This is a genomic window from Pediococcus ethanolidurans, from assembly GCF_964062635.1.
Lineage (GTDB): Bacteria > Bacillota > Bacilli > Lactobacillales > Lactobacillaceae > Pediococcus > Pediococcus ethanolidurans.
In genome coordinates this window covers 1,304,003-1,317,504 of the sequence record NZ_OZ061250.1, presented here as the reverse complement: position 1 = coordinate 1,317,504, position 13,502 = coordinate 1,304,003, and the positions used below count along the sequence as shown (strand labels likewise).

Annotated in this window: 9 protein-coding genes, 1 tRNA gene and 1 pseudogene; 2 read left to right on the top strand and 9 right to left on the bottom strand. The window is 37.7% G+C overall.

From position 1 onward, the window contains the following. Window positions 1-166: 166 nt before the first annotated feature. Window positions 167-1,535 (bottom strand): annotated as a pseudogene (locus tag AB3219_RS06455) (ISLre2 family transposase). Between the two features lie 160 nt (window positions 1,536-1,695). Beyond that, window positions 1,696-3,024 carry an RNA polymerase factor sigma-54 gene (gene rpoN / locus AB3219_RS06450; RefSeq protein WP_216754661.1) on the bottom strand — a complete coding sequence of 443 codons (1,329 nt, stop codon included), beginning with the start codon at window positions 3,022-3,024 and terminating at the stop codon, window positions 1,696-1,698. Window positions 3,025-3,090: 66 nt separating this feature from the next. Between rpoN and AB3219_RS06445 the strand changes: the two genes are divergently transcribed. Continuing rightward, window positions 3,091-3,162: transfer RNA gene (locus AB3219_RS06445), tRNA-Arg, on the top strand. A gap of 371 nt (window positions 3,163-3,533) precedes the next feature. Next, the gene (gene clpP / locus AB3219_RS06440) at window positions 3,534-4,127 is read left to right on the top strand and encodes an ATP-dependent Clp endopeptidase proteolytic subunit ClpP (protein WP_057806718.1); all 594 of its coding nucleotides are present in this window, start codon (window positions 3,534-3,536) and stop codon (window positions 4,125-4,127) included. 174 nt (window positions 4,128-4,301) lie between these two features. Here the strand turns inward: clpP and whiA are convergent, their stop codons facing one another. From whiA to AB3219_RS06405, 7 genes are all read right to left on the bottom strand, one after another. Next, window positions 4,302-5,231, bottom strand: a complete 930-nt coding sequence (whiA, locus tag AB3219_RS06435) for a DNA-binding protein WhiA (protein WP_057806719.1) — start codon at window positions 5,229-5,231, stop codon at window positions 4,302-4,304. Window positions 5,232-5,255: 24 nt separating this feature from the next. After that, window positions 5,256-6,266 (bottom strand): YvcK family protein, encoded by a 1,011-nt coding sequence (yvcK, locus tag AB3219_RS06430; protein ID WP_263749486.1) that lies wholly within the window; start codon window positions 6,264-6,266, stop codon window positions 5,256-5,258. Beyond that, window positions 6,263-7,156 carry an RNase adapter RapZ gene (rapZ, locus tag AB3219_RS06425; RefSeq protein WP_057806721.1) on the bottom strand — a complete coding sequence of 298 codons (894 nt, stop codon included), beginning with the start codon at window positions 7,154-7,156 and terminating at the stop codon, window positions 6,263-6,265. Before rapZ ends, yvcK begins: the two co-directional genes overlap by 4 nt. A 131-nt stretch (window positions 7,157-7,287) precedes the next feature. Continuing rightward, window positions 7,288-7,827 carry an HdeD family acid-resistance protein gene (locus AB3219_RS06420; protein ID WP_216754291.1) on the bottom strand — a complete coding sequence of 180 codons (540 nt, stop codon included), beginning with the start codon at window positions 7,825-7,827 and terminating at the stop codon, window positions 7,288-7,290. A gap of 19 nt (window positions 7,828-7,846) precedes the next feature. Further along, window positions 7,847-10,720, bottom strand: a complete 2,874-nt coding sequence (uvrA, locus tag AB3219_RS06415) for an excinuclease ABC subunit UvrA (RefSeq protein ID WP_057806725.1) — start codon at window positions 10,718-10,720, stop codon at window positions 7,847-7,849. A gap of 12 nt (window positions 10,721-10,732) precedes the next feature. Next, window positions 10,733-12,736 (bottom strand): excinuclease ABC subunit UvrB, encoded by a 2,004-nt coding sequence (uvrB, locus tag AB3219_RS06410; RefSeq protein ID WP_216762534.1) that lies wholly within the window; start codon window positions 12,734-12,736, stop codon window positions 10,733-10,735. 107 nt (window positions 12,737-12,843) lie between these two features. Then, complete coding sequence (locus AB3219_RS06405; RefSeq protein ID WP_057806729.1) at window positions 12,844-13,473, bottom strand: HD domain-containing protein; 630 nt, start codon at window positions 13,471-13,473, stop codon at window positions 12,844-12,846. Window positions 13,474-13,502 lie beyond the last annotated feature (29 nt).

Below are 13,502 nucleotides of genomic sequence, written 5' to 3'. Positions count from 1 at the left end.
GATTCAAAATAAATGGCATACAGACCTGAACTTCTTCAGTTGTATACCCCTTACTTACATATTGAATTATATCAGGAGCCACCTTGTATTGCAACTCAAACCCTTAGATGTATGTGTCAAGTTTTCCTAGGTACCTTATAATCAACCAAATATTTATACATAATTCTTAGTTTGAAAATATTTTTGCTATTGCTCCGATGGGGCTACTTGTTGGGGCATCAACTGGTATTTTACCTGCAAGAACGCCAATATGCTTAGAATGGTGCTTGCTGCTCAGCTGGGCTGAACTCAACGTCTTCAATGGTTCCGTCGCTATCTCAATCCTTATCTCTTGTAACTTTCTTAAACCACCACGTAAGTATTTATTCAGCTTACCGTTTACCCGAGCTTCAATTAATTTCAACATAGCTTCAAGGCCTTTTTCGGACCATACTTTACCTTGCTTTTTCATCCGATACGTATACGCTCTGTGTGAGCTTTCAATGGATCCTAATTTGCCGATCTTCATGAAGCCACGATCGTGTGGAGACTTTATAAACTGCCAATTTCTTGCCAAATATTGCCTTAGGGTTCTTAGGCTCTCAAGCTCCTTATCAGTTTTAATTTGCGACTCAAACGTATCTAAAATAACGTTTAACTGATTCTGATCATACAAGCTAACGCTCTTAACGGCCTTTTTCAACCAATGGATTAAATAAACCAAAGGTTTGTTTAATCTTTTTGACAAAGTGATACCGATCGATAGTAAATTCAACTCTTTGAGCACTCGGAACTATTTCTCGCATACTTTCCGGATTATACCCTGGGCCACCATCACTTGCTGTAAACACGGTCATTTCACTGATTCTATAATACTTCTCAATGTAGTCAGTTACTCGTTTTTGAACCTTTTTTTGATTGATACCAACGAATTCAACTTTGTTTGATCTTGTTCCATCTAAACCTGATTCAAAAACAATGTAATGGTGGACGTCCTGTCTTCGTCGATTAATTTTGTGTATCTCAAAGGCATCGCCTTCAACCACTAAGTTCTCAACTTTTCGTCTCTTAACTATTTTCTTTTCGGACGATTTTTCTTCTGTCTTCACGGTATCTGCCATGTCTCTGATAATTCGGTCTACTGACCAAGCACTAATATCCGTCTGACTGGCCAGATTGATCATCGCTGCCGTATTTCTCATCGTTGTCGTTTGCCCAATTTTGGCAACGACACTTTTAAAATAAGGTGAAATTCTTTTTCTTTCTTCCAACTGAAGCTGTTCATCCAACGGGAAGTAATAGCTTCCATTTGGTCGAAGATAACATCTTCTTTCAAAATTAACGGCCCCAAACATAAACTCAATTGTTCTAGCCTGTCGATTAATGAATGTATTTTCCGCCGGAATTGATGGAACGAGCGTTTCATCTAATTGCCTCAGATATTCAGCTACAACCAGCTAGAATGACTTCCTAAGATGAAGAATTACCTGCTCCTCTAAATCAAATAAACTGTCTAAATTTCCCAATGATTCAATAAAATCTGCTAAAATATACATGAAAGACCTGTATCCTTTCCTTTAATCTTCGTCGATTAAAAGGCTACAGGTCTTTTTCTATATATTCAACTCAAAATGAATATTCCTAGAATTTTATTGACCATCTAGGAAAACCTTACACTAACCCTTAGATTATCTATTGCTAATTCTTGCAAAATCTCTATTCATAGCGTTTGCGTGCACTGGAAGATTCTATGTTTAAACTCTCTCGATATTTTGCCACCGTTCTTCTGGATATCACAATATCTTTTTCTGCTAATTTTTTTACAATTTTAGCATCAGATAAAGGTTTACTTTTATCTTCTTCATGAATAAATTTCTGCAAGAGTTTTTTTACTGAATCAACTGATAATCCTTCAGGAGAAGCGTCCGTTTTGGCAACAGCGCTACTAAAAAATGATTTTAATTCATAAGTACCAAACCGCGTTTGCAGATACTTTCCATTAACTGAACGACTAATTGTGGACTCATGTAAACCAAGTTTTAAGGCCACGTCTTGTAGTAAAAGTGGCCGTAATTCTTTAGTTTTTTCTAAAAAGAAGTCTTGTTGATAATTCAGTAAAACTTTGCCTACACGGAGAATTGTACTTTCTCGTTGTTCCAAACTACGTGAAATCCAATCAAATTCACGTTTCTTTTCTTTTACATAATCTGTAACCTCTGCATCTTTTCGCTGCAACATTTTTTGAAAATATTGTCTTTGAAAATGAACTTTAGGTTTAGCTGTTCTCGATGTATAAATTCTTAATTTTCCAGCCTCGTTTTTTACAATTAAATCCGGAAAAATATACTGAGATCCTTCAGAGTTAAAGAGTGCTCCTGGTTTTGGTGTCAATGTACGAACGTAATCAAAAACTGTTTGAATTTCTTCAAGCGTTACATTCTGTTTTTTTACAATGTTTTGCCATTTTCGATTAGCCAATTCATCAAAACAATTTTTTAGAATATCCACTGCTGCTTGCGGTGCCCAGTCATCATTTTCTGCTTGTAACAATAAACACTCTTGCAGATCCTTAGCCCCGACACCTGGTGGATCCAGTTGCTGAATAAGTGTAATTGCATCAACAATTTCAACCTTATTAGCACCTGTTTTAGTCATAGCATCTTGAACAGACATCTTAAGATAGCCATTGTGATCAATTGATTCTAATAGAAACAAAACCAAGTTACGTAGAGGCGTATCCCGCATTGTTAAATGTACTTGATCTAATAGGTACTCAAATAGTGATTGATGGGTATCATCTGGAATTTGATTCATATAGTTTTCATCTACGGACTGACCAGATGAGGTTTTCCTGGTCCCACTAACAAATTCTTCATGAGTGGTGGCCACAGTAATCAACGGGTTTTCAAGTGCTTTTTGATCTAAAAATTTCTGTAATTCTTCAACGTTATATTGAAGTATTTGAATCGATTGTTGCAACGTTTGCGTCATTGCTAAACGTTGTACTTGTTTTTGCCTTTGATGTAGGCCTTGTTGAAGCGCCAAACAAATCACCTCGTTTAAATAAACTTGTGTTTTCAATATTAATAAAGTAAAATTAATAAGTAATTTGCGCCGTTAGTGTAGTGGATCGCACGTGAGATTCCGGTTCTCGAAACGCGGGTTCGACTCCCGCATGGCGCATTTTTTTATACCCTAAAACTTACTAAAAACTAAATTTCTAAATCATATACTGAATTTTTAAATGAATACCTGTACTTCTTCCAATAGTTTCAAGCTGAAGTTTTAATCTCATATGAAAAGGTATTCATTAGTTATTTAATTATTTAACACCTGTGGGCATAAGTCAACCAAAACCATTTATAAGTGATAAGTTTCATTACCATAACTAATTTGAATCAGCCTATTTTTTAACTAGTTTCGTTGTTAAATTATGAACCTTTAATCAGATGAGTTAAATTGTTTGACCTTTTTTGACCATAGGGGTAAGCTGTAAACATATTAGCGATGAACTAATAAAATTAATGTGAATTTTAAAGGGAGGCTACTAAGTTATGAACTTGGTTCCAACAGTTATTGAACAATCATCACGTGGCGAACGCGCTTATGATATTTATTCCCGCTTATTAAAAGACCGTATCATTATGCTTTCCGGCCCAATTGATGATGATGTTGCAAACTCAATCATTGCACAACTCTTATTCCTAGATGCTCAGGATTCTGATAAAGATATTTATCTTTACATCAACTCTCCAGGTGGTGTTGTGACTGCCGGCCTTGCCATTTATGACACTATGCGTTTCATCAAATCTGATGTACAAACTATTGTCATGGGTATGGCAGCATCGATGGCCAGTGTCTTGGCTTCTTCTGGTACAAAGGGTAAACGATTTGCATTACCTCATTCAGAAGTATTGATTCATCAACCTTCTGGTGGTGCTCAAGGACAACAAACTGAAATTGAAATTGCAGCAACCGAAATTTTGAAGACTCGTAAAGAATTAAACCAAATTTTGGCAGATAATTCTGGACAACCTCTGAAGAATATCAACCGTGATACTGAACGTGATCATTACTTCACAGCTCAAGAAGCCGTTGATTACGGTTTGATTGACGCTATTATGCAAAACAATTCAGACTTAAAGTAATTAAGTAATTAAAAATGAGATTAGGATATTTTTCCTAACCTCATTTTTTGTTAGTTTTAAAACGACTCAGAGTAAAAAGTATCCAAAAATAAGCACATTCCTACTGCGGGAATTCTCCCGCCTACGGAACGTGCTTATTTTTGGATGCTTATCGTTACTCTTCGCCCACTCTTTTTATGCTCTTAACTTTTCCGCATACTCATTTAATTTACGCAAGCGATGATTAATTCCTGACTTTGAAATGGCCCCACTCGGTATCAACTCACCCAGTTCCTTCAAACTCACTTCCTGGTTAGCCAACCTTGCTTCCGCCACCTCTTGAAGCTTGGGCGGCAAACTACCAATACCCACAACCTCATCAATATACTTAATATTATTAATTTGCTTGCTGGACGCATTCGCAACCTTTGACAAATTAGCATTCTCGCAATTAACCAACCGATTTACCGAATTGCGCATATCTCTTAATATTCGTATATCTTCAAATTTAAGCATCGAATTCGTTGCTCCAATCAAAGATAAAAAGTTAGCAATTTGTTCTGCTTCCTTCAAATAAACAATATATCCACTTCGTCTTACCGTCGAGCGTGCATTTAAATCATAGCGATTCATCCAATCCATAATCATCGCATTGTGTGTTTCATAAAGAGAATAGATCTCTAAATGATAGCGACTTGTTTCCGGATTATTGACCGATCCTCCTGCTAAAAACGCGCCTCGTAAATAAGAACGAATTTCGCCTTCGGTCGTTAATAGATCATCTGGAACCTTCTCATTAATTTGATAACCGTTCGTTAAAATCGACAAATCAGTTAAAATTGCCTCCGACTTTGTCATCAAACGCACAATATACAAATTGTTTTTCTTTAATTTCATTTTGCGTCGAACAATCAATTCACCCTCAACAGAATAAAAATCTTTTAAAAGTGCATAGATTCTTCGTGCAATGGCAGGGTTTTCGGTTTGAACGCTTAAAACTAACTGATGATGAGCCAAATTAATCGACCCATTCATTCGAATCAAAGCCATCAATTCAGCCTTTGCGTTTTCCTGATGAACTTTAATTCCGGTTAGTTCTTTTTTTACTTCACTGGCATACGACACGAAAATCCCTCCTTTCACAAGCTATTAATCACAAGTTTTAGGATTCCCCGCAACATTAAAAAGTTCTTCTGCGACACGATCACCATCATGAAAGGCTCCATGATCACGTAAACAAAGAAAATCATCAGAAACTACCCGACAATTTTGTGCCCGTAATCCCTTAAAATCAGAACGAACCTGGGTTGAATATTCATCATAACGATTGTAATCCATATAATTATCCGGAACCTTTGCTGTGTTCACTAGTACGGTGTCCACAAAGTTTTGACCTAAATGACGGTTTAAAACAGCCACATGATCTGAATCAGTGAAATTGTCAGTCTCACCCTTTTGAGTCATGATGTTACAGATATAAACCACCTCTGCCTTAGTTTTCAAAACTGCATCCCCAATATTGGAGATCATCAGGTTAGGTAAAATACTGGTGAATAAACTTCCGGGTCCAAGAACAATTTCATCAGCCGCCAAAATGGCATCAATGGCTTCTTGCACTGCATGGGGTTTTCCGTTGGCATTCCAAGACGTTGGTTCTACCCAAACACGTTTAATTGTTTTATGAGCAGCTGTAATTTCTGATTCTCCAGCTAACTGGGTGCCATCTGTAAATTCTGCATGAAGCACTAAAGGTTCATTAGATGCCGGATAAATATGTCCGTCTACTTTCATCATTTCAGAAAGTTCCTGTACCGCCGTAAAAATGCCTGACTTCATCTCTGACAAGGCCGCAATAATTAAATTGCCAATCGCGTGTCCAGACAAGAAACTGTCATCACTTTTGAAACGATATTGAAAAATATCCAGTTCCAGTTTAGGCAGATCTGAAAGCGCAGCAATCACGTTACGAATATCACCAGGCGGCACAACATTCACATAATTTCGAATAACGCCGGATGAACCACCATCATCGGCAACCGTTACTACTGCTGTAATATCGGCATTTTGTTTTTTTAAACTTTTTAAAATAACAGGTAATCCTGTTCCTCCGCCAATTACAACGAACTTTGGACGTTTTTTTGCTGCTTGTTTCTTTGTCATGACCGGTTCACAGTTTCCTTTCGTTTGTTCACGTCGCGATGTTGGACGTGAACGGTATAATCGGCGTTTAAATCGTCGGCGATTCTTTGTGCAATCGCAACTGATCGGTGTTGTCCACCAGTACACCCAATCGCAATTGTGACGGTGGATTTACCCTCTTTTTGATAACCGGGCATCACATAACGTAACAAAGAAATAAAATGACTATAAAACTTTTCTGTTACGGGCTGATTCATTACAAAATCATAGACTGGTTTATCCAAACCCGTTTTATTTTTTAGTTTTGGAACGTAATATGGATTAGGTAAAAAACGAACATCCATTACAATATCAGCATCAATTGGTAAACCGTATTTGAAACCAAATGAAACAACTTCAATATGAAAGTTACCAGTTGCGCCTTCCGTACCAAAAGTTTCAAAGATTTGTTCCCGCAATTCACGTGGTGTCATGCTAGTCGTATCAATGACATACTGTGCATTCGACCGAATGGGTGCTAATAATTCCCGTTCTTTTCGAACACCATCAACAACACGGCCTTCCATGGCTAATGGATGTGATCTTCTGGTTTCCTTGTAACGAGATACTAGTTCTTTATCAGACGTATCTAAAAATAGAATTTGTGAAGCAATTGCTGGTGACCCTTCATCTTCATCAGTGAGCATGTGCAAAATTTGATCATAAAATGCTCGTGAACGTAAATCAATGACTAAAGCCACTTTATTAATTTTTCCAGATTCTTTTACAAGTTCCCAAAATTTAGGCAATAAAGCTGGCGGCATATTATCTACACAAAAGAAGCCCAAGTCTTCAAAGCTTTGCATAGCTACTGTTTTGCCGGCACCACTCATTCCAGTAACAATTACTAATTGCATTTTTTCATCCGTCATTTTAAATCCCCCGATCGTGATTACTAATTATAGCACACCGGGTGTGCCACTTTAAACGAAACTAGTCATGTTTACCAAATTAATAAAAAATTCGAAGTTATCCTTAATCAGATAGCTTCGAATCTATGTTTTTACTTATTTCTCCGTGCAAACGCAATTAATATTGCGTTTATTCCAAAAATCACTAAATAAAATCCAACGATGGCATTTAAAGTCAATATCGTCAACATTGGTCGGAATAATAACATAATGGCCACAATCAGTAAAAGTAAATCGATGATGACTGATAACCAATAGATGCCATTACCAAAGACTTTCAAATGACTGCTAACAACTAAACGCTCAATTACATCCATGAGGAACCAAAAAGCAAATAAATAACTTAAAACTGTCACAGCACTCGGAATATCAAAAATAAATATTGCACCTACCACAATATCAAGAATACCTAATACAAGCGCAATATTAGCTCTCATTCCGGTAACTCTTTTTAGTCGATGATAACCCCCAATTGTGGTGATCCCACGCACAATTGCCGCGATTCCAAAAACAATTGCTAAACTCGTTATGGCAACTTGAGGTAGTCGAAAAACAAAATAACCTGCAATTAAGAAAATGACGCCAGTAATTAATTCAGACCAGTCAAATCCCCATTCATTTTCACGTTTCATTTGCCTCCACCTTCCTTAATTAACCCAATTTATCTGCTTTAGTTTCTGAAAGTTCTCTAGTACGTTTTTTATCGCGTTCCAAGATTGGTTTTAAATACTGACCTGTGTAACTTTCTTTTACTTCTGCTACTTGTTCCGGTGTTCCTGTAGCTACAATCGAGCCACCACCAGCACCACCTTCTGGTCCAAGGTCAATCAAATAATCAGCTGTCTTAATAACATCCAAATTATGTTCAATAACTAACACTGTGTTGCCTTTATCGACCAATCGTTGTAGGACTTCCAATAAGCGTTTGATATCATCCGTATGCAATCCAGTTGTTGGTTCATCGAGAATATAAAAACTTTTTCCAGCAGATTGTTTGTGTAACTCGGAAGCCAATTTCATTCGTTGCGCTTCACCACCAGACAAAGTTGTAGCGGCTTGCCCTAATTGAACATAACCCAAACCAACATCAACAATTGTCTGTAGCTTTCGACGAATCTTAGGAATTGGTGCAAAGAAAGCTAGTGCCTCTTCAACTGTCATCTCTAAAACATCCGCAATATTTTTGCCCTTATACTTAACTTCAAGTGTTTCAGAGTTATACCGTTTTCCTTTACATACTTCGCAAGGTACGTAAACGTCAGGCAAAAAGTTCATTTCAATCTTTAAAATTCCGTCACCTTTGCAGGCTTCACAACGACCACCCTTAATATTAAAACTGAATCGGCCCTTGTGATAACCACGCAACTTAGCTTCATTCGTCTGAGCAAACAGTCCCCTGACATCGTCAAAAACACTGGTGTATGTTGCCGGATTACTTCTTGGTGTCCGTCCAATTGGGCTTTGATCAATATTAATTACTTTTTCAATATTTTTTACGCCGGCAACTGAACGATACTTGCCTGGTTTTTCAGAATTGCGATTTAGTTTTTGTGCCAAGACCCGTTTTAAAATCATATTAACTAACGTTGATTTTCCTGATCCAGAAACACCAGTAACGGCAATAAACTTTCCAAGTGGAAAATCGACGTTGATTTTCTTGAGGTTATTTTCGGCAGCACCTTTAATCGTGATTTTTTTGCCGTTTCCTTTGCGCCTATTCAACGGCACTGGAATAAATTTCTTTCCCGCCAAATATTGCCCAGTCAAAGAAGTTGATACTTTCTCAACTTCAGCCGGTGTTCCGGCAGCCATTACCTTACCACCATTGTCACCAGCACCTGGCCCAATGTCAATCAAATAATCTGCTGCTCGCATGGTATCTTCATCATGTTCTACAATGATCAATGTATTACCTAGATCACGCATCTTTTTTAAAGAACCAATCAACCGATCATTATCACGCTGATGCAGCCCAATTGAAGGTTCATCCAAAATGTACAACACACCTGATAAATTTGAACCAATTTGTGTCGCTAATCGAATTCTTTGAGCTTCACCACCAGATAAAGTCCGGGAAGCTCGACTCAGCGTCAGGTACTCAAGACCAACGTTTCTAAGAAATGATAACCGATCACGAATTTCTTTCAAAATCGGTTTGGCAATGGCACTTTCTTGTTCAGATAATTCAACATGATTAAAGAATTTAATCGCATCATCAATTGGAAGAGCTGACACTTGACCAATATGATCACCCATTACTTTGACACTAAGCGCTTTGCGATTAAGTCGATAGCCATGACACGTTTGACAAGTTAACTCACGCATGTATCCGCGCATTACATCACGGGTAAAGTCACTGTTAGTTTCACGATAGCGACGGTCAACGTTTTCAATAACACCCTCAAAAGCAACATCAACATCACGAACGCCACCAAAATCATTTTCATAATGAAAGTGAAATGGTTTACCATTTGATCCATGTAAAACTGTTTTTTTATCCGCATTACTTAACTCTTCAAATGGGGTATCCATGTCAATATTAAATGCTTTACACGCTTGCTCTAACATACTTGGATAATATTGTGAGCTAATCGGATTCCAAGGTGCTAGTGCACCCTCACGCAAGGTTTTAGTTTGATCAGGAATAACCAGGTCCATATCAACTTCCAGTTTAACGCCCAACCCGTCACAGTCTGGACAAGCCCCAAATGGTGCATTAAATGAGAATAACCGTGGTTCCAACTCACCAACTGTAAAGCCACAAAGAGGACATGAATAATGCTCAGAAAACAATAATGGTTCTCCACCAATGACATCGGCCGTTGCGTAACCACCACTTAACCGTAAAGCCGCTTCAAAGGAATCAAATAAACGAGAACGAATTCCCTTTTTAACTACAATTCGATCAATCACGATTTCAATCGTGTGCATTTTACTTTTATTTAAGTCTAATTCTTCTTCAATGTCATGAATTTCACCATCCACACGCACCCGTACAAAACCTTCGCGTTTAATTTTTTCAAAGATTTTTTTATGCTGTCCTTTTTTGGCACGAACAATTGGGGACATGATTTGTAATTTAGTGCGTTCTGGCAACTCTAATACTCGATCCACCATTTGTTCTACCGACTGACTTGTAATTTCAGTACCGTCATTAGGACAAATCGGATGACCAACTCGGGCCCATAAGAGACGTAAGTAATCATTAATTTCTGTAACCGTTCCTACTGTAGAACGTGGATTTTTGGAGGTCGTTTTTTGATCAATCGAAATAGCCGGACTTAATCCATCAATTGAATCAACGTCTGGTTTATCCATTTGACCTAAAAATTGACGAGCATAGGCAGACAGACTTTCTACATAACGTCTTTGTCCTTCTGCATACAATGTATCAAATGCTAAAGAACTCTTACCAGATCCAGAAAGTCCGGTAATCACAACCATTTTATTTTTTGGAATTGTGACATCAATATCTTTTAAATTATGTGCTCTAGCTCCATGAATGACAATTTTGTCGTTTGCCAAATCAATACCCCCTTAACCCATTTCGGTTTTTAATTCCATTATTGTATCACGTAATGTGGCAGCTGTTTCGAAGTCTAACTTCTTGGCAGCTGAACGCATTTGTTCAGTTAGATTATCAATCATTTGTTTCTGATCTTTTTTAGACATATCATCAAAATCAGTTTCCAAGAAATCATCTTTCTTACCAGTATCCGCAGTTTCTTTTGTTGGTGCAATTAAATCACGAATCGATTTCTTAATTGTGTGTGGCGTAATGTGATGTTTCTCATTATAGGCTTCCTGAATCTTTCGTCGACGGGCAGTTTCATCAATCGTTTCTTGCATTGATTGCGTGACACTATCCGCATACATAATAACTCGGCCATGTTCATTTCGGGCCGCTCGACCAGAAACCTGGATCAAGGAACGTGTATTACGCAAGAAGCCTTCCTTATCTGCATCTAAAATCGCCACAAGGGATACTTCTGGTACATCAATGCCCTCACGAAGCAAGTTAATTCCAACCAACACATCATATTTACCCGTTCGCAAATCTCGAATAATTCGCGTTCGTTCAAGCGTTTTAATGTCACTGTGGAGATAAGCAACCTTAATACCCAATTCCTTCAGATAGTCAGTTAGATCCTCAGCCATTTTTTTAGTTAATGTGGTCACAAATACCCGCTCATTTAAGTCGGCACGCTTGTTAATCTCACCAACTAAATCGTCCATCTGTCCCATAATTGGTCGAACTTCAATTTCTGGATCAAGCAAACCGGTTGGTCGAATAATTTGCTCAACCACATGATTAGTTTGTTCCTCTTCATAAGGTCCTGGTGTTGCGGACATATAAACAATTTGATTCACATGTTGTTCAAATTCCTTCAAAGTTAAAGGACGGTTATCTAGTGCACTTGGCAAACGAAATCCATAATCAATTAATTGTTGCTTTCGTTCCTTATCACCATTGTACATGCCACGAACCTGCGGCATAGTTACGTGTGATTCATCGACTACCATTAAAAAATCCTTAGGGAAAAAGTCTAGCAATGTATAAGGTGGCTCTCCCGGTTTACGACCATCCATAAAACGAGAGTAATTTTCAATTCCGTTGGTATATCCCATTTCACGAAGCATTTCAACATCGTAAGTTGTGCGTTGTTTAAGGCGCTGTGCTTCTAATAATTTGCCTTCAGATTCTAAAACTTTCAATCGATCTTTTAGCTCTGCTTCAATTCCTTGAATGGCCACTTCCATTTGATCTTCGTTAGTCATAAAATGAGTCGCCGGAAAAATGGCCACATGTTCACGATCACCAACAACCTCACCTGTTAAGGCATCTACTTCTCGAATTCGATCAATTTCATCCCCGAAAAATTCCACTCGCAGCGCATGTTCATCATGCGACGCCGGAAAGATTTCCACAACATCTCCGTGGACACGAAAACGCCCCCGTTGAAAATCAATATCATTACGTTCAAACTGAATATCAACTAGTTTTCGTAATAATTGATTGCGCTCAATCTCCTGTCCAACTCGCAACGATACAGTATGATTTTTATATTCAGTTGGATCACCTAATCCAAAAATACTTGAAACAGAAGCCACCACAATCACATCATTACGTTCCAACAATGAACTAGTTGCGGAATGTCGCAATTTATCAATTTCATCATTAATGGAGGAATCTTTTTCAATGTACGTATCACTAGATGGTACGTAAGCCTCGGGCTGATAATAATCATAATAACTCACAAAATACTCGACAGCATTATGAGGAAAAAATTGTTTAAATTCTCCATAAAGCTGACCAGCCAATGTTTTGTTATGTGACAGAATTAAGGTTGGTTTGTTAACCTGTTGAATCACATTTGAGATAGTAAAAGTTTTACCAGTACCAGTTGCCCCTAACAAAATCTGTGCCTTTTCACCTGCATCAATTCCAGAAACCAACTGCTGAATTGCCTTAGGTTGATCACCAGTTGGCTTATATTTTGAAACTAAGTCAAATTTATTGTTATCAGTACGATCTATCATTGAGAAGACTCCTCCATTTCGTTCACAAAAAAAGGAAAGCGATTGCCTTCCCTTTCAACAATGTATTCAATTTTAACATACCGAACATACTTTCGCTATAATCTTGTTTAATTAATAATTTGGCGAGTGATTTCGCCTAATTTAGCCTGATCAGTAAATTTTTCTCGCAGCAAATCTGGTAACACTTCGTTCAAAAAGTATTGTACGGAAGCTAATTTTTTAAACTTCACAATCGTACTCAAACTTTCTTTATAAATCTCTTCATAAGTTGTTTCCGGATTTCCTTTTTGAATTTCGCCAAAGGATTCATACAATAAATCGACTTTATCAGCCACCGATAAAATTTGTCCTTCTAAAGTGTCATCCTTGCCTTCAGAAAGGCGACGACGATAAGCAGTTCGAAACTCTTCTGGAATTTCAGTATTGACAAAACTTTCTGATAAAGAATCTTCAACATCTGCTAACATCGCACGTAATTTTGGTGTTGCATACTTTACTGGTGTCTTAATATCCCCAATAAACCGCTCATTGTAATCATGATTCAAAGCTTTTTCATAAAGTGATTTCCAATCAACTTTCTTTCCTGCATTTTCTTCCACATCACCCAAGAATTGTGCAATTTGAGTAACTTTAAAAGAATGTTCTGCAACTGAATGCTTTTGATATTTAAAAATCCCAGGTGCACGCACTAACGTTTCTAGATTGCTTAAGCTTTTAATATATTGGTGAATTCCCATCAGTGGCCTCCTAGCTATTTTTCATACAC

Excerpts from the sequence above, each read along its gene's own strand:
- clpP (WP_057806718.1), top strand. The coding sequence starts at position 3,534 with ATGAACTTGGTTCCAACAGTTATTGAACAATCATCACGTGGCGAACGC.
- yvcK (WP_263749486.1), bottom strand. The coding sequence starts at position 6,266 with ATGACAAAGAAACAAGCAGCAAAAAAACGTCCAAAGTTCGTTGTAATT.
- rapZ (WP_057806721.1), bottom strand. The coding sequence starts at position 7,156 with ATGACGGATGAAAAAATGCAATTAGTAATTGTTACTGGAATGAGTGGT.
- AB3219_RS06420 (WP_216754291.1), bottom strand. The coding sequence starts at position 7,827 with ATGAAACGTGAAAATGAATGGGGATTTGACTGGTCTGAATTAATTACT.
- uvrB (WP_216762534.1), bottom strand. The coding sequence starts at position 12,736 with ATGATAGATCGTACTGATAACAATAAATTTGACTTAGTTTCAAAATAT.
- AB3219_RS06405 (WP_057806729.1), bottom strand. The coding sequence starts at position 13,473 with ATGGGAATTCACCAATATATTAAAAGCTTAAGCAATCTAGAAACGTTA.